Source organism: Nostoc sp. DedQUE12b, assembly GCF_034530835.1.
Lineage (GTDB): Bacteria > Cyanobacteriota > Cyanobacteriia > Cyanobacteriales > Nostocaceae > Nostoc.
In genome coordinates this window covers 1-18,987 of the sequence record NZ_JAVRCI010000004.1, presented here as the reverse complement: position 1 = coordinate 18,987, position 18,987 = coordinate 1, and the positions used below count along the sequence as shown (strand labels likewise).

Annotated in this window: 20 protein-coding genes and 1 pseudogene; 14 read left to right on the top strand and 7 right to left on the bottom strand. The window is 41.4% G+C overall.

Annotation, left to right across the window (positions count from 1 at the left end; all coding sequences use genetic code 11):
- Window positions 1-186: 186 nt before the first annotated feature.
- The 7 genes from RMY16_RS03060 (at window position 187) to RMY16_RS03030 (ending at window position 7,760) form a co-directional block, all read left to right on the top strand.
- Window positions 187-1,530, top strand: a complete 1,344-nt coding sequence (locus tag RMY16_RS03060) for a hypothetical protein (RefSeq protein WP_322735133.1) — start codon at window positions 187-189, stop codon at window positions 1,528-1,530.
- 296 nt (window positions 1,531-1,826) lie between these two features.
- Window positions 1,827-2,573 (top strand): PspA/IM30 family protein, encoded by a 747-nt coding sequence (locus tag RMY16_RS03055; protein WP_322735132.1) that lies wholly within the window; start codon window positions 1,827-1,829, stop codon window positions 2,571-2,573.
- A gap of 161 nt (window positions 2,574-2,734) precedes the next feature.
- The gene (locus RMY16_RS03050) at window positions 2,735-3,511 is read left to right on the top strand and encodes a PspA/IM30 family protein (protein WP_322663426.1); all 777 of its coding nucleotides are present in this window, start codon (window positions 2,735-2,737) and stop codon (window positions 3,509-3,511) included.
- A gap of 174 nt (window positions 3,512-3,685) precedes the next feature.
- The gene (locus tag RMY16_RS03045; protein WP_194044710.1) at window positions 3,686-4,021 is read left to right on the top strand and encodes a thioredoxin family protein; all 336 of its coding nucleotides are present in this window, start codon (window positions 3,686-3,688) and stop codon (window positions 4,019-4,021) included.
- A 140-nt stretch (window positions 4,022-4,161) separates the two neighbouring features.
- The gene (locus tag RMY16_RS03040; RefSeq protein WP_322735131.1) at window positions 4,162-5,373 is read left to right on the top strand and encodes an LL-diaminopimelate aminotransferase; all 1,212 of its coding nucleotides are present in this window, start codon (window positions 4,162-4,164) and stop codon (window positions 5,371-5,373) included.
- Between the two features lie 403 nt (window positions 5,374-5,776).
- On the top strand, window positions 5,777-6,784 hold the full coding sequence (locus RMY16_RS03035; RefSeq protein ID WP_322735130.1) for an NF038130 family PEP-CTERM protein: 1,008 nt from the start codon (window positions 5,777-5,779) through the stop codon (window positions 6,782-6,784).
- Window positions 6,785-7,337: 553 nt separating this feature from the next.
- Window positions 7,338-7,760 (top strand): response regulator, encoded by a 423-nt coding sequence (locus tag RMY16_RS03030; protein ID WP_322735129.1) that lies wholly within the window; start codon window positions 7,338-7,340, stop codon window positions 7,758-7,760.
- Between the two features lie 21 nt (window positions 7,761-7,781).
- Here the strand turns inward: RMY16_RS03030 and RMY16_RS03025 are convergent, their stop codons facing one another.
- Window positions 7,782-7,961, bottom strand: a complete 180-nt coding sequence (locus RMY16_RS03025) for a hypothetical protein (RefSeq protein ID WP_322663433.1) — start codon at window positions 7,959-7,961, stop codon at window positions 7,782-7,784.
- Window positions 7,962-8,639: 678 nt separating this feature from the next.
- On the opposite strand from RMY16_RS03025, the gene uvrC reads away from it, so the two are divergent.
- From uvrC to RMY16_RS03010, 3 genes are all read left to right on the top strand, one after another.
- Window positions 8,640-10,517, top strand: a complete 1,878-nt coding sequence (gene uvrC, locus RMY16_RS03020) for an excinuclease ABC subunit UvrC (RefSeq protein ID WP_322663435.1) — start codon at window positions 8,640-8,642, stop codon at window positions 10,515-10,517.
- Between the two features lie 148 nt (window positions 10,518-10,665).
- Entirely contained in the window at window positions 10,666-10,797 is a 132-nt protein-coding gene (locus RMY16_RS03015; protein WP_322735128.1) for a hypothetical protein, read from the top strand.
- A 713-nt stretch (window positions 10,798-11,510) separates the two neighbouring features.
- Window positions 11,511-11,690, top strand: a complete 180-nt coding sequence (locus RMY16_RS03010) for a replication restart DNA helicase PriA (protein ID WP_179067652.1) — start codon at window positions 11,511-11,513, stop codon at window positions 11,688-11,690.
- A gap of 360 nt (window positions 11,691-12,050) precedes the next feature.
- Here RMY16_RS03010 and RMY16_RS03005 read toward each other — a convergent pair whose 3' ends face one another.
- From RMY16_RS03005 to lgt, 5 genes are all read right to left on the bottom strand, one after another.
- On the bottom strand, window positions 12,051-12,521 hold the full coding sequence (locus RMY16_RS03005; protein ID WP_322735127.1) for a hypothetical protein: 471 nt from the start codon (window positions 12,519-12,521) through the stop codon (window positions 12,051-12,053).
- A 139-nt stretch (window positions 12,522-12,660) separates the two neighbouring features.
- Window positions 12,661-13,755, bottom strand: coding sequence for a 23S rRNA (adenine(2503)-C(2))-methyltransferase RlmN (gene rlmN, locus RMY16_RS03000; protein ID WP_322735126.1), 1,095 nt, complete (start codon window positions 13,753-13,755; stop codon window positions 12,661-12,663).
- A 79-nt stretch (window positions 13,756-13,834) separates the two neighbouring features.
- Complete coding sequence (locus RMY16_RS02995) at window positions 13,835-14,188, bottom strand: phenylpyruvate tautomerase MIF-related protein (RefSeq protein WP_229484222.1); 354 nt, start codon at window positions 14,186-14,188, stop codon at window positions 13,835-13,837.
- Between the two features lie 120 nt (window positions 14,189-14,308).
- Window positions 14,309-15,133 (bottom strand): precorrin-4 C(11)-methyltransferase, encoded by an 825-nt coding sequence (cobM, locus tag RMY16_RS02990; protein ID WP_322735125.1) that lies wholly within the window; start codon window positions 15,131-15,133, stop codon window positions 14,309-14,311.
- 206 nt (window positions 15,134-15,339) lie between these two features.
- Window positions 15,340-16,215, bottom strand: coding sequence for a prolipoprotein diacylglyceryl transferase (gene lgt / locus RMY16_RS02985; protein WP_322735124.1), 876 nt, complete (start codon window positions 16,213-16,215; stop codon window positions 15,340-15,342).
- A 295-nt stretch (window positions 16,216-16,510) separates the two neighbouring features.
- Here lgt and coaD point away from each other — a divergent pair, with 295 nt between their 5' ends.
- From coaD to RMY16_RS02970, 3 genes are all read left to right on the top strand, one after another.
- Window positions 16,511-17,062, top strand: a complete 552-nt coding sequence (gene coaD, locus RMY16_RS02980) for a pantetheine-phosphate adenylyltransferase (protein WP_322663447.1) — start codon at window positions 16,511-16,513, stop codon at window positions 17,060-17,062.
- A complete protein-coding gene (locus RMY16_RS02975; protein ID WP_322663449.1) occupies window positions 16,972-17,640 on the top strand; it encodes a DivIVA domain-containing protein in 669 nt (222 codons plus the stop codon). Before coaD ends, RMY16_RS02975 begins: the two co-directional genes overlap by 91 nt.
- Before the next feature lie 146 nt (window positions 17,641-17,786).
- Window positions 17,787-18,113, top strand: coding sequence for a Ycf66 family protein (locus RMY16_RS02970; protein WP_322663451.1), 327 nt, complete (start codon window positions 17,787-17,789; stop codon window positions 18,111-18,113).
- Between the two features lie 98 nt (window positions 18,114-18,211).
- On the opposite strand, the pseudogene RMY16_RS32975 reads toward RMY16_RS02970, so the two are convergent.
- Window positions 18,212-18,325 (bottom strand): annotated as a pseudogene (locus RMY16_RS32975) (hypothetical protein); the annotation flags it as partial.
- 196 nt (window positions 18,326-18,521) lie between these two features.
- On the opposite strand from RMY16_RS32975, the gene RMY16_RS02965 reads away from it, so the two are divergent.
- On the top strand, window positions 18,522-18,987 hold a 466-nt coding region (locus tag RMY16_RS02965), incomplete at its 3' end, for a VCBS repeat-containing protein (RefSeq protein WP_322735123.1).

Genomic DNA, 18,987 nt, shown 5'->3' with positions numbered 1-18,987 from the left:
GGAGTGGAAAGTGGAGAAGGGCAGAGAAGCAGGGAGCAAGGGAGAGGAGTTTTCCCCTCTGCCCCCTGCTTCCTGCCCCTCTGCTTCTTTTCAATGACTCTATCTATTTAAATAATTTCCGCTACTATTATCACAAAATATATCTAAAAGTTAATTCCAGTAATCTACGTTTGAGGCACAAAGGCAATGGCTCAAAACCCCCTGAACGACTCCGGTTCTCATCAATCGTCTAAAACACCTGGATTGAAACCAGTACTAGCAGCAGCACTAGCGAGTTTAGAAGTGCCGCTAGATCAAGAGTTAGCTCGATACAGACGCACACGAACTGGTTTGGTGTCATCGAAGCAGTCCCGTGTTGCAAGTTACATGAGCGCTCAACCCCAACCTTTAACTGCCATTCCGACAACATCGAACGCAACTCAGTCATCAGTAACGGAAATTAAAACCAACGTACCACTTGCATCTGTACCTGTGTATCAGGAAACTACAGCGCCAGTTGATGTCCCACACGCATCTATACCTGTGAATCCTGAGATAAATCCAGCGCCAGCTACAGCAGCAAAAACTGAGGAACTGAATAATCTTAATGTGCCCTCCACCTCCAATTCAGCTAAAACACAAACTCAACTTCCACCACCCCCACCCAACTTTAGTAGCAGCATTGTGCCAGCAGTCGTTAAAAATACTAAAAGCGAAAATCACTTGCAGACAGATAATAGCCCCAAGCACCCAAATGACTATTTAGAATCTAGTGAAGCACTACTGCGAAGTCTGACAGAAGAACAACCAGAAACCAAGAAACCAAGCAATTCTAGCGACAGTCTGCTATCACCTTTGGGTATTGGCTCCATGTTGCTGCTGTTGGTGGCAAGTCTTACCTTGGGTTATATAGTCTTTAATCCCAAAAGCTTGCCACAATGGAATTTAGGCAATTTGTTTAACGGCAACTCGTCTCCCACACCAGAAAATACTGAGGAAGTTGGGAGTAATGTCCAACCTCAAATCCAGCCACCAAGCACATCCATACCCAAATATCCCAATTTAGCTACTGAAGAGTTTCCTGAGGTAAGAGATCCCAATGATGTAGTTGGCTTAAAACCCAAATTCCAATCAACCCCCGCAGTAGTGCCTAATCCAGTTGTTCCCCAAAATCCCGCAAATCCTCAAGGGGCATTTTCTACTAACCCCAATACAGCCCAACCGACTAACCCGATCGCCTTAGCACCAGTGCCGACGCTAAAATCCTTGCCTCCCCTGAATTTACCTCCCACTTCAACCTCGCCCAAGCCAATCGCAAGCTCACCAAAGCCAGATGCAGAAATCAAACCAGGAACAGATGGGTTCTATCATGTAGTGATCGATAATCAAGGGGCAGCTTTTGCCTCGGCACGGCAAGTAATTCCTGATGCTTATTTATCGCCCAACAAAGAATTGATTTATCTGGGTGCTTTTAAAACTAAAGAGCAAGTAAAACAACAGATGAAACTGTTACAAGCAAGGGGAATCAAGGCACGAGTTCAGCAGCCATGAATTGCAAAAATCTACGATACCATGAGATCACAGTCTTACAGTTTTGTTAGCGGTAGTGGGGCATCAAGCCAGTGCTGAGTTTTGTTAGCGGTAGTGGAGCATTGAGCCAGTGCTGAGTTGTGAGTAGTAAGGACAAAATCTTGCTTGTTTACGCCCCTACGATAAAGATTCTTATACTCAGAACTTTAACTGGGCATTCAATACTCCATAACTACCCGACAACAAAAATTTTTATACTTAGGACTTTTACTAGGCACTCAGCACTTAGAACTGGGTTTCGTGAATGGAGAGCCGACATGGAATTAATCAAGCGTATCCTGCGGGTGATTCGCGCTAATCTCAATAGTTTAATCGGTGGTGCAGAAGATCCAGAAAAGATTTTGGAGCAAGCTGTTCTGGAGATGCAGGAAAATCTGGTGCATTTGCGCCAAGGTGTAGCACAAGCGATCGCTACCCAGAAACGCACTGAACGACAGGCTGCGGCTGCCCAGTCTCAAACAGAAGAATGGTACCGCCGCGCTCAATTGGCCCTGCAACAAGGTAACGAACCTTTAGCACGCGAAGCATTGACTAAGCGCCAAGCTTATAAAGAAACTACTACAGCCCTCTTTTCGCAGATAGAGCAGCAAAACGAGATAGTCGCTAGGCTAAAAAAGGATATGCGATCGCTAGAGTTAAAAATTTCCGAGGCGAAAACAAAAAAAGATATGTATATTGCCCGCGCCCGTTCAGCTGAAGCTTCTTATCGCCTCCAGGAAATGCTCGGTGGAGTTTCTACCACCAGCAGTCTGAGTGCTTTTGAGCGTATGGAAGAAAAAGTTTTGCAGATAGAAGCTCAATCAGAAGCCATAGCTCAACTTAGTAGCGACGACTTGGAAACACAATTTACTTCTTTGGAATCTAATGATATAGATACCGAATTGGCAGCGATGAAGGTACAGGTTTTCAACCAGTCAGAAAACACACAGCACAAAATCCTAACTGAGGAGAGCCAGAAGACTACGCAGCCACCCCAACAGCAGTTACCCAATCAGGATTCTTGAAGTTCGACTAATTATCCCAGTTTGGCGATATCTTAACAATTAAGAGTTGTTAGGAGGTACTGATTCAAACTGGAAAGATTACATTGAAATAGGTAGCTATAAAAAGTAAAAAAGCTAACTGTCCAACAAAAAGCGTAAATCACACAAGGAAAAACAAAGTTATGGGATTATTCGATCGCATTAAGCGAGTAGTTAGTTCTAACCTCAACGACCTGGTTAACAAAGCCGAAGACCCCGAAAAAATGCTAGAGCAAGCCATCCTGGAAATGCAGGAAGACTTGGTACAGCTGCGTCAGGGAGTAGCCCAAGCGATCGCCGCCCAAAAACGCAGTGAGAAACAGTATAATGATGCCCAAAATGAAATCAATAAGTGGCAACGCAATGCCCAACTGGCACTGCAAAAAGGTGATGAAAACTTAGCACGACAAGCTTTGGAGCGAAAAAAAACCTATACTGACACTAGCACAGCCCTCAAAGCTAGTTTAGATACCCAAAGCACCCAAGTTGAAACCCTCAAGCGCAATTTAATCCAGCTGGAAAGCAAAATTTCTGAGGCTAAGACCAAGAAAGAAATGCTCAGAGCGAGAATCACCACTGCCAAAGCCCAGGAGCAACTCCAAAACATGGTCAGTGGGATGAATACCAGCAGTGCAATGTCTGCCTTCGAGCGGATGGAAGAAAAGGTTTTGATGCAAGAAGCCCGGGCACAGTCAGCTGGAGAGTTAGCAGGTGCTGATTTAGAAAGCCAATTTGCCCGGTTGGAAGGTAGTAGCGATGTTGATGATGAATTGGCAGCTTTGAAAGCCCAAATGTTACCACCCGCCGCTCCGCAAAATCAAGCCCAACTGCCACCGCAACAAGAAAGCACTGCTCCTAAATCTAATGAGGTGGTTGATGCTGAGTTAGATTCACTACGCAAGCAATTGGATCAACTGTAAAATTGGTAGAAAACTTATTTGAAATAGTCCCACAGCCAACGGGTGTGGGATTTTACGTCAATAGCCCATAGTCAACAATCCTAATAACTATGAATTATTAACTATGGACTATTGACGACTTTGGGATAAAGTATTGTGTGTGCCAACTTCGATCGCCACCTGATGGAGACTGCAATGAGTAAGGCTGTAATCACCATAACCGATGCTGAGTTTGAAACCGAAGTGTTAAAAGCCAAGCAGCCTGTATTAGTTTATTTTTGGGCTTCCTGGTGTGGGCCTTGTCAATTGATGTCGCCCGCGATTAACTTTGCTGCCAGCGAATATAGCGATCGCCTCAAAGTCGTTAAAATGGAAATCGACCCCAACCCACTTACTGTTAAGCAGTACCAAGTGGAAGGTGTACCCGCTCTCAGACTATTTCAAGACCAAGAAGTTTTGATATCCACTGAGGGAGTCATCGGCAAAGAGAAATTACTGGCTCTCCTAGATACGCACTTAAATAGTAATTAGTCATTGGTCATTAGTCATTGGTCATGGGTCACTTGTACTGAGCGTTCCCCTTGGTACAGCCTCTGGTAGAGAAGTATTGGTCATTTGACAAAGGACAAATGACAAAGGACAAATGACGAAGAACAAATGACAAAGGACAAATGACTAACATACAGTTTGCAAAACGTTTACAACCCTTAAAATCAAATGTATTTGCTGATATGGACAGAACCAAGGCAGTCGCTTTGGCCGCTGGACGAGAGGTAATTGATTTGTCGTTGGGGTCTTCTGATTTACCAGCCGAGGCACACGTTATTGAGGCGATCGCCCAATCTCTGCACGATCGCAGTACCCACGGCTATCTGTTGTTTAACGGTACCCAAGGATTCCGCGAAGCCGCGGCCAACTGGTACGAACAAAAATTTGGTATCAAAGTCGATCCTCAAACTGAGGTACTACCTCTAATTGGTTCTCAGGAAGGCACAGCCCATTTACCCCTAGCAATACTCAATCCAGGAGATTTTGCGCTGTTGCTCGATCCAGGTTATCCCTCCCATGCGGGGGGAGTCTACCTAGCCAGTGGTCAAATCTACCCGATGCCACTACTGGCAGAAAACGGTTTTTTACCAGTGTTTGCTGATATTCCTGCTCCAGTCTTGGCTCAGTCGCGGATGATGGTATTAAGTTATCCTCACAATCCCACTGCTGCGATCGCACCTTTATCTTTCTTCCAAGAAGCTGTCGCTTTCTGTCAACAACACAACCTCGTGCTGGTTCACGATTTTCCCTACGTAGATTTGGTATTTCAGGAAACTGGGGAGTGGGCAGATTCTTCTCCCAATTCAAAATCCTTAGTCCCTTCAATTCTGCAAGCCGATCCAGAAAAAAGCGTCTCGATTGAATTTTTCACTCTTTCCAAGTCCTACAATATGGGCGGTTTCCGCATTGGTTATGCCATAGGTAATGCCCAGTTAATTAAGGCTCTACGCCAGGTAAAAGCTGCCGTTGATTTTAATCAGTATCGAGGAATTTTGAATGGTGCGATCGCTGCCCTAACTGGGCCTCAAGCTGGCGTAAAATCTGCTGTCACTACCTTCCAGGGACGGCGTGATGCTTTCATCAGTGCTTTACACCGCATTGGCTGGAATGTTCCCACCCCCCAAGCCACAATGTACATCTGGGCAAAGTTACCCTCACCTTGGAGTGAAAACTCCGTAGAATTTTGTACCCAGCTAGTCAAACAAACTGGTGTAGCAGTTTCTCCAGGTGCTGGCTTTGGCAAATCTGGAGAAGGGTATGTCCGTTTTGCCTTGGTGCATGAGCCACCTTTGTTAGAAATTGCTGTAGAAAGAATGGCTGAGTTTCTTCATTAAATTTCTTCTCAAGCTGAACGCCAAAGATTTTTAGTGGCAAAGTTTACCAATGGAATATACGGTAGGGGCGCACATTTGTGTGTGCCTACCGTATTGTACTGAAATTGAAAATTTTATATAGTTACTTTTATAACTATACTAAATGTTTAAAATATGTAATTAAACGTATAAAACTATCAAAACATTCTTCATCTTTTCATTGATAATCAGGAGTAACTTTACCCAATTAGGTCTCCCCGTTTCTTAAACTGGGTTTGTACGCTCAGATACCAAAGACGGCAAACAATACAGGCCATGCTTTTAAGCAACCGTATTGCCAAAAAGCCTGTGGTCAAGACAGCCCAAGCCTAAAAACGGCAGTAGTTTAAAACTTAACTTCCAAACTGACAGAGACTTGAAAACAATGAAAATGACTTTTCAGAAACTTGTAATTGGTGCATCAATGGCTATTGGTGTGAGCGCTCTTGCCACTGCCCCAGCACACGCTACATCTTTTAACTTCAACAATACAGGAGAAATTAACACTTACACTGGTGGCTCAAATGGTACCTTCATCAAAGGGAATGCACAAGGTGGTAGTAACGCTGCCATCAAGGCTTTGACAGATAACGACCCCACTTCTAACGTCGAGCTTTGGTATAGTAGCGAAACCCCAGGTTCTAATGTTGGTTTCACCGCCACACAAGGAAAATACAGTGCTACCGTTAGCAGCGTCACTGCTAATGACTGGAATAGTTTTGGTTCGCAATGGCTAGGTGATTTGTTGAATACCTATACTCCATTTAAGTCAGTGTGGAGCGGGTTTTCAGACAGCACCAAATTATTAGTAACAAATTCTTTTCCTTCATTGGGGATAGGAGATCCTAACATTGGTAGCTTCCAATTCGGTCAAAATGGAGGTGTGGAACTCAAGTTGGTTGGTCATTTGGATGTCAAGACTAAACTCTCAGATACAGTTAGTAATAATCTTACCCAAGGCTGGAATGGAGTGGGGTCAATTCCAGGAGTGAAATCACTATTTCCAGGCAAAACACTAGAAAGTGTCACCGCTTCAGATGTTGACAAGGTTCTATTACTTCCATCACTGTCCCTATCAAACAAGCAAAAACTGAGTTCATTTAAAGATCTCCTCACATTCAGAGCGACATTAAAAGTCTTCCAAGGTGGAATCGGAGCTAGTGAAATTGCCAAGGTAGTTACTGGTGGTAAAACCTACTACGCTTACAGCTTTAACCCCACTGTGTCAGGAATTACAGCCTCCGATGACCGTTCATCCTATAACGCGTACTACACTTGGAATACACCTGGGTATACCCCTACTCCAGTCCCAGAATCATCAGTAATGCTTGGTTTACTGGGTGTTGCTGGCGTCTTTGTAACGCAACGCAAATTGAAAAAAGCATCTATTTAAAATTGCAGGTTCAAAACTACAAATAAGTAAGGGAGCTGTTAGCTCCCTTTTTTGATGAATAATTCCTTGCACCTATAAGATAATTTAATCTTTTAGGTTAGACTTTTTCTAACAACACTTGCAAAAAATAAATCGGTTGCAAGATTTTACATCTGTATGCCTCTACCAACTTGATTTGTTTTTAATATGGATTTTGTACAATAGTATTACTTAGCCTCACATTTTTAGGAAAGGCAATTACGATAATGTTAGTCCCAGTATTACTTAAGCAGTTTTACTCAGAAAATTTAGGCAATTAAAATTGTGAAATAAATGTTAAGTTAATAGTCTAAATTATAAAAAATTTGTAAAAAAAAGATTAATTTTTGATTTAGTTACATTTGTTTATACTATCATTCTAGTATTGTAGTGCAGCTAAATTCGATTTCTTCAGATATTTAATTAGACTACATAAATAAAATTTCTATTTGTTTCACTGCTTAAATGCATGACTGTTTTAGTTTATGGTAATAATTTTTAGCTTTTAATTAAGATCATCAAATAATAGGTAGCAATGACAGTAAAATTACTCAATATAAATCAGCCATTGCAGTCACACAAAGTTAGACGAATTTTACTAGTTGAAGACCATTACCTCAATCGGATGTTACTTAGTGACTATCTAAGTTACTGTGGGTATGAAGTTCAAAGTTTGTCAGAAGGCTCTGCTTTTTTCTCAACCATTGATAAATTCCAGCCAGATTTAATGTTATTGGACTTGAAATTGCCAGATATTGACGGTTATTCACTCTTAAAACAAGTCCAGCAAAAACCTCATTTGTCAAAAATACCTATTATTGTGGTTTCAGCCTTTGCTTTTAAAGCAGATCAAGAACTAGCTCTGAGTTTGGGCGCATGTTGCTATTTTGTCAAACCTTTAAAACTTAAGGATCTCATCCTTGCAATTGAAGAACAGTTTACTTGTCGCCACAGATAAACTTTTTTGGTAGGCGTATATTTATTCTACTTTTTGGTCAGCAATAAACTCTTCAACACACTCGCTAAGAGTTTGTACAGAACTACCAATTGTTGAAATTTTCTGTTGCACTTGTGCTAATAACAAAACTGCTGTTTGCAGTTCATTGAGAGTTTCAGCCATAGCCTCACGATACCGGATTTCAAAATCTTGTAAATTCATAGTTTAGCTCTTGTCTGAAATCATCATAATTAATATATTCTCAATCATAATCGGAAATTTAACTGACTAAATACGTTAACGCGCTTAATATTATAAATTCAATAAATAAACATAAACAATGCCAATAAATTAAGATTTGATTTAATGTTTATGCAAGCGATATATAAATCTATTCCTTATTAATAAATAATCTAGGTCAATGCAAAAATATTATCATCTAATCTAAAATATAAAGTTTTAGATAATAAAGTATTACCAATTTAAAAATGTTAACTATAGATTCAAAAAGCAAAATTTTTATTCTGACAGTAGTAGTCAATGACTAAGGTGACAGCGAAACAACCTCTCGTCTGCTCGAAGGTTGTGATGCTTGGAGTTAGTTTTTGCCAAGCCTCTAGCTTAGAAACTGACTCACTGTAGGAGAAGCCGAAGAAATATCCAGCCGACTTCTTTTTATACAGACTAAAAAGCCTCTTGGCTTGAGAGTGCTATTAGCGGTAGCAGGGCGTTGAGTCAGTGCTGAGTTAAAAGTTATTCTTCTCTCTCAATCCTCTTTCATCTGTATGTAGTATGTACCGCTCATGATGGCTACTTTATATTTACTTGATAAATAATTTGTTAAATCGGCACGAAAAAACAATTTTTCTTAAAATAGATAAAGATTACCTAATTTTGGTTGTGACAATATCTACTCAAGTATTACCGCTGGTTAAAGAGCCAGAACGACTAGAAAACCGTCTAGCCGAAATTCCACCGGAACCGGGGGTTTATTTCATGCGGGACAGGAGCGATCGCATTATATATATAGGTAAATCACGTAAGTTGCGATCGCGTGTCCGTTCCTATTTCCGGGATGGCTACAACAAGACTGAACGTATCGCCACGATGGTCAAGTTGGTGACAGAAATTGAATTCATTGTCACTGATACTGAAGCCGAAGCTTTAGCGCTAGAAGCCAATTTGATCAAGCAGCACCAACCGTACTTTAACGTGCTGCTCAAAGATGATAAAAAATATCCTTATCTCTGCATTACTTGGTCAGAAGATTATCCGCGAATTTTTATTACCCGTAAGCGCCAATTCGGTAAAGAAAAGGATAAATTCTACGGGCCTTATACTGATGCTGGTTTATTACGAGAAATTGTCCGCATCTGCAAGCGCATCTTCCCACAGCGACAACGACCCCAACCACTGTTTAAAGACCGCCCTTGCTTGAATTTTGATTTAGGGCGTTGTCCTGGTGTGTGTCAACAAATGATTTCACCAGAAGAATATCGCAAAATTGTCCAAAAAATCGCGATGGTTTTTCAAGGTCGAACCCAGGAACTGATTGATATTTTGACCCAACAGATGAACGCAGCCGCTGAGAACTTAAATTTTGAGTCAGCAGCGCGGATTCGAGATCAAATTTCTGGCTTAAAGTCGCTGACAGCCGATCAAAAAGTTTCCTTACCAGATGATACTGTTTCGCGGGATGCGATCGCACTGGCAGCCGATGAACAACACGCTTGTATTCAACTATTCCAGATTCGCGCTGGGCAATTGGTTGGACGTTTAGCCTTTGTGGCAGATGCTCACGCGGAACCAGGAGCTATTTTACAACGAGCTTTAGAGGAACATTACCAAACTGCTGATTCCGTAGAAATACCTTTAGAGATTTTAGTACAGCATGATTTACCAGATGCGGAGATATTGGCGGATGTCTTAACTCAACGTAAAGGCAAAAAAGTCACAATATTGACTCCTTTGCGCCAAACTAAAGCAGAATTAATTGAGATGGTAGAGCGAAATGCTCAGTATGAATTGCAAAGAATGCAGAAATTTGGCGATCGCAATCACCAAGCAATGCAAGACTTAGCCACCATTCTCGATTTACCAGATGTACCCCACCGCATTGAAGGTTATGACATTTCCCATATTCAAGGGTCAAATGCTGTAGCTTCGCAAGTCGTGTTTATCGACGGATTACCCGCAAAGCAGCACTATCGCCACTACAAAATTAAAAATCCTACGGTGACAGCAGGACATTCAGATGATTTTGCTAGTCTTGCTGAAGTCATCCAGCGGCGGTTCCGTAAATATGCGGAAGATCAGCAATTAACACGTTTGGGTAATCCTGACTGGCCTGATTTAATCATGATCGATGGTGGTAAAGGTCAGTTATCATCAGTTGTCGCCGTCTTACAAGAGATGAATTTATTAGAAGACTTGCGAGTTGTAAGTTTAGCAAAGCAGCGAGAAGAGATTTTTTTACCGGGAGAGTCTAAACCCTTAACAACTGATGCAGAACAACCTGGGGTACAGTTGTTGCGGCGGCTACGGGATGAAGCGCATCGGTTTGCAGTGAGTTTCCATCGTCAACAGCGCAGTGATAAATTGAAGCGATCGCGTTTAGATGAAATTCCTGGCTTAGGACATCATCGACAAAAGCAGCTACTAGGGCATTTTCGCTCAGTGGATTATATTCGGCAAGCGACAACCACGCAACTCGCTGAAGTCGCAGGAATTGGGCCACGTTTGGCTCAAGAAATTTACGATTATTTTCATCCTGCTTGAAGTGAGAACTCCCATTGTCACCTTGAACTGAAGATTGGGGACTAGTAGGCAAGACGGAATGAAAAATTAAAATGGATGCAGCGTAAGCGTTTCATTGATTTGGAATGGGTGGTTTATTTACGCTGTCTTGTATTATGGCCGTAGTCACATGGTTAGGACAGTGTTGATTGCTCAAAGGCTTGAAACAACTGGGTTTTTACTCAGCACTCAGCACTCAGCACTCAGCACTCAAAACTCAGCACTCAGCACTCAGCACTCAACACTCAGCACTTTGCTATAGGCACTGAGTAATGGGAAAGTAGTGAGCCTTTATAGCGGTTCTCGTTTACGTGAGGTACACCCGTAAACGAGGATTACTAGAAGCGAAAACTTTAGTGCTTAGTTAACGGATATATTCCCATAAGTTCTCTCCAAGATGTCAAAAACAGACCAGTTATCAAAAGGATGCTAGAGTTTGCTGCACTAAGATTCGGGTTTAATTACTGGCATTGGAGAGAATTTTAAGCGGCTCCCGGAGTTTCGACCAAAGAAAGCCGTTTCTGATAAAGTTTGGTAGTTTTATTTAAATTATCTCATTAGAATTTGACCTCATAAATATTGTTAGCAAATATTAACTAAATCTTAAGATAGATATTTTGTTACTAAATATACAGTAATTTATGTGGTTTAATTTTTGAATACAAGAATGGCTTTTTTTGTATTCGTCTGAAACGATTATAAACAACCCTCTCTCAAGGCATTAGTCATAGGGATCAGTAAATATCTAAGCGGCATTTAATTTAAAAATAATTTATGTATCTAAAGTAGGAGGGTAAAATCACTGAAATTCTAGAATAATAGATAAAGATATGGGAAAGTTATCAAACCTGAAGTTTTGTTTAAAATAATCAGCCAATATTACAGCAGTTTGTTAAGTTGGGTCAAACCAGATTTTTTCCTGGTTTAACTAGTAGCTTTACCAAATATAAAATAATTACAACCAGGGGTTTTAAAATGCAGACAGTACAAAAGATTTACTGCCCAAATTGTGGTAGTCATGCAGAGCGTTATTATATTTCTGATAGTCAATTAACTCGCACACAATGCCCAAGTTGCGACTATTTGATGATTAGTTGCACTCGCACTGGCAAAGTAATTGAAGCGTATGCCCCTGGCATTCATGCACACCGTTAGCTAATAAGAAAAAATTAAAATTGGAGAAGATTTTCTCTAATTTTAAAAAAAAGTTTTTATCAAAACTGAATTCAGGAGTTAGAATTCTGTGTAAATTGGAGTTTGACTGGCGCGAAGCGGTAGTGAGTCAGCGTACCACTACCACGACGGGTAAGGAAGCTACGCGCATCGTCTTGTAAAGAGCTTCTGAAGAAGCGTATTTATTAAACACGCTAAGTCGTCCTTTCCACATCTCTGAAAAAGAAGATTTAGCGGTTTAAATTAGTGGCGAGTCAGTAGCAAGATGCCGCAGGGTATTCCCCACTTTCTTATTCAGAATCCAGAATTCTGAATTTTTCTTGAACAGAAATTTTGAACACTTCACAGGTTTTGTTTCTGTTGTTTGAGTTCTTGCTGTCGTCTCTGTTCTTGTAATCTAAATTGTTGCTGTTGTCTAATTTGTTGATCTTGTCTGAGTTGTTGCTGTTGTATTCTCAGCTGTTGCTGTTGTGTAAATTGTTGTTGTTGTAGTCTTGTTTGTTCCTGTTGTAGTCTAAATTGCTGCTGGCGTATTAGTTCTTGCCGTTGTCGTGTAAATTCTTGCTGTTGTTGTTGTAGTCGTGGTTCTAGAAGTGGTTGTTGAAGGTTTTGGCGTAGCCATGTTTCCTTCAATTGCTCTTGTGTTTGCTGAATTCGTTCCTCTTGTTGTTGTCTCATTCTTTCTTGAAAGGACTCAGGTTGCTGAGGAATCGGTTGAATTATTTGTCCATAAACAGGAGAATCTATCGGCAAAGCTTTTGCAAGAACAATCGCTAGTAGCCATAGTTTAAGCGTCAATGATCGATTCAACATAAGTGATTTGTTACAGATTGGGTTGAGCGATCGCTTAACCTTAATATAACAATTCCTACCGCAGCCTTCTTGCAACAATTACAACTAACGTGCAGAAATACGTAATTAAAAGTAATTAAATTGACTGAGTAAAACAGATTTAATTCTTACTTGCTCTTAGTTGTCCGCAAGCAGCATCAGCTTCTAAACCACGGGAATAACGGACGCTAACAGCAGTATTTTGCTGCTTGAGAACGTTGACAAATGCTTGAATGCGATCGCGGTTGGGGCGTTTGTAGTCTACTTCTTGGATAGGATTGTAAGGAATCAAATTTACATGACTTTGGAATCCTCGCAGGCATTTTGAAAGTTCTAATGCGTGTTCTGGTAAATCGTTAACACCAGCGAGGAGAATGTATTCAAAAGTAACTCGACGCCCAGTGATTTCTACATATTCTCGACACTCAGCCAGTAAATCTTCGAGAGGATAGGCACGGGCGCTAGGAATGAGTTTTTCTCGTAGTGCTTGGTTGGGTGCGTGGAGACTCACAGCCAGAGTAATTTGCAAATTATTTTGCGCGAACTGACGGATGCGATCGCGAATCCCCACTGTAGAAACTGTAAGCGATCGCTGCCCAATACCGACATCTTGATTGAGAGATTTCAGTGCTGCTAAAACATTCTCAGTATTCAACAACGGTTCACCTAATCCCATAAACACCACATTGCTAACCCGTTGCTGAAAATCTTCTTGCACAGTCAACACCTGATCGACAATTTCGTGCCGTGCTAGGTTACGTTTGTAGCCTCCCTTACCAGTAGCGCAGAAATCACACGCCATTGGGCAACCCACCTGAGTAGAGACGCAAACTGTCAAACGGGCTTTTGGGCCTTCTCCCCTTTCTGCGAAGGTGGGGATACCAACAGTTTCAATAATTTGCCCGTCTGTTAATCGTAAAAGATATTTTACCGTACCATCGGGAGCCTCAGAGCGGTAATGTAAAATTGAGCGCCCAATGGGAACTTCTACTACTTCTTTGCGCCATTGCTTGGAGAAGACAGAAATATCAGCTAGCGATCGCACTCCCTTATCGTAGATCCATTCATGCAGTTGCTTTCCTCTGTAAGCAGGTTGTCCTTGTTGCTGCACCCAAGTGCTTAACTCCGCCAGAGAAGCACCAAGAAGGGGAGGAATTAATTCTGATTTTTCTGGGTTGTGTGAGTCAACCTGAGATACAAGAGGCGTAGCGGACATAAAAAAATCACGAGTTGATGTAGGATCTCTATCCTACACCTGCTAGATCGAGTTAGTCTTGACCAAAGAAGATGGTTAATTAACCAAAGGTTGTGCCATTCCAGCCCCACATTGCACCCTTGGCGTCTGCAAACTCTATGTAAATGCGATTTTTCGGCACACCTAAAGTTTGGTTAATCTGCTGGCAAAAGTCTTGACTCATTGCTGCGGTTTGATCTGGCTTCATCGTACCAACGCTCTTAATTTCAATGTAACAAACCGGGTCTGTATTCCCTGCAAAAGTCATGGGGATTTCTGGCTCAAAAGCAGTCATTACATAGGATTCTGGTTTTCCCAAATGTTTCGCTAACTTTGCTGATAAGTTTAAAAGCATTGACTCAATTTCAGCTTTTTGAGGAGCAGACGCAGAAGTTTGCACTTTAATTAAAGGCATAGTACCGAATTGGAATTTTGGATTTTATTACACTGTTAAGTTTACCGAAACGCAGAGGACATGAGGGAATGGGGCGACAAGGGAGATGAGGAGAATAACCCATGCCCAATGCCCCACTATTTAGTTATGAGATGAGCGAAATAGATGACTATGTTCGGGATGATATAAACGCGATCGCCCCGTTGTTGTTGAGAGTGCTGGACTGATTATATAAAGTGTAGTGCGAATTAGTTTTTCTTGATGAGTGCAGTCTGCCATTTGATTTAGAGGGACAACCCTGATTTTTTCATCGGGCCAGCCGATGCGAAAGCAAATAGCAATGAGAGTTTCTGCTGGGTAATGTTCGAGTAGTTTGGCTTGGGCATTTTCGACGTGACGCGCACTCAAATACAAGCAGAGGCTAGCCTGATGTGCCGCAAGAGAGGCTAATTCTTCAGTGGCGGGGACTTCTGTACGTCCACTGATGCGTGTCAAAATAATGGTTTGAACTAAACCAGGGACAGTCAGTTCTATTTTAAGTTTGGCAGCAGCAGCTTGAAAGGCGCTGATACCAGGTATGACTTCAAAAGGAATATTTGCCTCTCTTAGGAGGTGCATTTGCTCGTGGATGGCGCTGTAGAGACTAGGATCGCCAGAGTGAAGACGGACTAGAGATTTGTGCTGCGATCGCACTCTATCGATCATAATCGTCAAAATTTCTTCTAAAGTCTGATTCGCAGTCCTAATTATCTCGGCATCTTTTCGGCAAAGTTCTAAAATTTGTTCGGGTACTAAAGAATCAGCAAATAAAATTACATCAGCAACAGCTAGTAGTTTCTGTGCCTTCACCGTTAATAAATCAGGATCTCCAGGGCCTGCTCCGACAATATACACAGATGGTTCTACAGCATATAGTACTTTTTTATAACTTAGGTTTTCAGTATATTCACTTTTAAAAGAACACACGGCAATCCCTCAAAAAAATTTTTTGGCAAATTCTTCAGTATCTTTCCGGATTCACCCTCTTTCCTTAGTAGAGAGTAATGGTAGATGCACCCTGGTTAAGCCCTAGAGAATACTCTGGGGCATTTTTTATTTTTTAGTCATTGGGAATTGAGCACTTGTACTGAGCGTAGTCGAAGTATTGGGCATAATTATTCTCCTTGTCCCCCTCATCCCCCACTCTCCCCATTTCCCTTAAGAGTAGGAACTACATCGGGTAAAGGGCGTTTGAGTAAGTAAAGCCAAGCTAATCCCACTAATCCCAATAGAATTCCTAGACTACTGACTACTTGTGCCATCCGTAATGGCCCCAGCATCAAGCTATCAGTGCGAAAGCCTTCAATCCACAAGCGTCCTAAGCTGTAGGCTGGCCAGTAAATTAGAAACAGTGTGCCTACCTTCAAGCGTGGTTTACCGGATAAAGACCGGAAAAACAAACTTATTAGTAGCGTAAATACCATTAAATCCCATAGAGATTCGTAGAGGAAGGTGGGATGAAAGTAATCGAAACTAGCATAGTCTAAAGGACGATGGTCTGCTGGAATATAGAGTTTCCAGGGTAAATTAGTAGGATCGCCAAAAGCTTCAGAATTAAAGAAATTGCCCCAACGTCCGATCGCTTGCCCTAAAATCAGCGAAGGTGCTACTAAATCTGCCAGTTGCCAAAAAGAAACCTGCTTGATTTTGGCAAAGATTAACGCAGCCACAACGCCACCAAGAATTGCTCCATGAATGGCAATACCTCCTTCCCAAATCGCAAAAATTTTTCCTGGAGTTGGGGCATATTTTGACCACTCAAAAAAAACGTAATATAGTCGTGCGCCAGGAATTGCCCCAATCAACAACCAAAAGAACAAATCGCCTAGCAACTCAGGATTAACATTACGGCGCTTTGCCAAATTCTGGGAAAGGATGACGCCAATTAACACTGCTGTAGCAATTAACAAGCCGTACCAACGAATAGTTAGTGGCCCTATTTTCACCAGAATCGGTCCTGGAGAAGTAAATTGAAACGCCAAGGGCAAGGTGGAAAAATCCAGTGCCATGAAAAATTACCTAGAAAAGTTCGTTAACTACCCGCGCACTGAGCTAAGTACGGAGTTTCTCGTGTCTCGAATACTGTAACTACACTTGAATCTTCCACAATATTGTGGGGACGTAGGTAAAAATCCAGTATTCATATTTAGGAGTCTAGTTCCTAACGCCTAGTTGAGCATAACTTGTGCCACTAAAACAATTGAGTTTACCATCCTTACCGAGAGCGCAAGATGGTAGATTTGAGTAAGTTACACAAAATAGTTTCAATATAATCACCTAAACAACTTTGATATATTTAAAATTGTGATAGCTATTTATCCTGGTAGCTTCGACCCCATCACCTTGGGACACCTCGATCTCATCCAGCGCGGTAGTCGGCTGTTTGAGCGGGTGATTGTCGCTGTACTGCGGAATCCTAACAAAATGCCACTTTTTAGTGTAGAGCAACGGCTAGATCAGATCCGTCTTTCTACACAACATCTACTTAATGTAGAAGTAGACAGCTTTGATGGTCTTACCGTCAACTATGCCCAAATGCGACAAGCACAAGTTTTGATCAGGGGTTTACGGGCTGTGTCAGATTTTGAAGTGGAACTGCAAATGGCTCACACCAATAAAACTCTTTCTACCCAAATAGAAACAGTTTTTCTCGCAACCTCAAATGAGTATAGTTTTTTAAGTAGTAGTGTGGTAAAAGAGATTGCAAGGTTTGGTGGCTCTATCGATCATCTCGTTCCCCCACACATTGCCCTAGATATATACCAATGCTACAATCAGAAATCTCCAATGTTGAACCCAATCTTAACGGAAGCAATCCCCCCTCTCAAGAATATCTCGGTGGAGAGGGAAGCATAGATATTCAGCAGGAACTCAACCGTCTAGAGGAAATGGTTCTCTCTAGTCTCAGGATTCCGCTGACGGGACGCACACTCATAGATGAAGAAAAGCTCCTAGATCAGCTTGATTACATCCGACTGGCTTTACCATCACTTTTTCAAGAAGCAGCAGCAGTTCTCAACCAAAAGGACGAAATTCTGCTGGAGGCGGAAGAGTATGGACAGCAGGTTGTAGAAGCTGCACAAGCAAAAAGAGCGCAAATTTTAGCTGAAAGCGATATTATTCACCAGGCGGAACAGGAAGCTGAACGACTGCGGCGACAAGTGCAACAAGAGTGTGAGGGAATAATGCAAGAAACCCTCGCCGAGATTGACCGCAAGCGGTATGCTTGTCAGCAAGAGTTAGAGCTGATGCGACAAACTGCGATCGCTCAAGCTCAAGAAATTGAAGATGGTGCTGATGCTTATGCCGATGGCATCCTGGGAAATATCGAGCAGGATCTCAAAGATATGTTGCGAATTGTCACCAACGGACGGCAACAATTGCAAATTGATAACCTCACTCAGCGCAATTCACCTCCTAGCAAAAAACGATAGAGGCTCTAATAAGAGATGATGGAAAATCATAAGTTGGGTTTCACTATTGCTTAACCCAACTATTTTTATTAAAAATGATTTTTTGGGAAATCTACTGAGTAATAGATTTAAATTTGTGGATTGTAATTAAACAGGATCTCTAATAAATGATTACTTTCGCTCAAGTTAATTTTGGATTAAATCTAGCTGGTTTAATTGGAATTATTTATTTTCTTTTGGCAGTTATTTACTTTATTTTAACAGTAGTTTGGCTAACCCAACGTGGAACTAGGCTTACAGGTTGGGCTTTAGCCCTTTACATTATTCAAGTGATATTTACACCAATTATAATGTTAATGTGCGGAGTAATCCTGTTTTTTCAAGGTTGGCGTTTAGATCCAATTCTTCAGTTTGAGCAATTTTTATCGTTGCTATTAATTATTTATTTCGCTATTAAAGATATTGTAATTAATGCAGTTTACAGAAATAGGTGATTTTAGAATTAAGATAATTTAATTAATAATATTTGTGTTTAAAAGTAAGAAAAATCAGGACTGAGAAAAAATACTTAATTTTTATTCTCTAGTCTACTTTACTGCGATCGCGATTGGTTAATTCGCTTTTGCAATTCGGCTTCAATTTCTTCATCTGTGGTACAAATAATTTTTGGACGGTACTCTAATCTATCCATAAGAATGTGGAAAGCTTCTAGATTTTTGGGAGGCTAGCAAACTCAGTCCGTAACTCTTCATCAGTCATCGCTTGGTAGTTAGAAGCTGCCATAAAAATATTACGGTGTAAAGGTTTGTAAATGATTAGCGTAGTTTCTGGAACTAAAACTGAATCTTAAATAGGTACGTAGTTTTACTACGCGCAATATTATTGCTTAAAGGAGCATTATAATGAGCACTTTCGGTTCGTTGTTTGTAGCTCAAGACAATAATTTTACTGTCGTTGATGGCGGATGGGCTAGCTTTGACCAATATCCGCGTCAGCTTGGTGATATCAACGGCGATGGTCGTGATGATATTGTCGGTTTTGGAAATAGTGATGTCTACGCCGCTCTAGGTCAAAGCAATGGCACTTTTGGTCCAATATTTGTCGCTCAATTCGATAATTTTACTGTGGTTGATGGCGGATGGACTAGCTTTGACCTATATCCACGTCAGCTTGGTGATGTCAACGGCGATGGTCGCGATGATATTGTCGGTTTTGGAAATAGTGATGTCTACGTCTCTCTAGGTAGAAGCAATGGTACTTTCGGTCCAATATTTGTCGCTCAAAGTGATAATTTTTCTGTAGTTGATGGCGGATGGACTAGCTTTAACCAATATCCGCGTCAGCTTGGTGATGTCAACGGCGATGGTC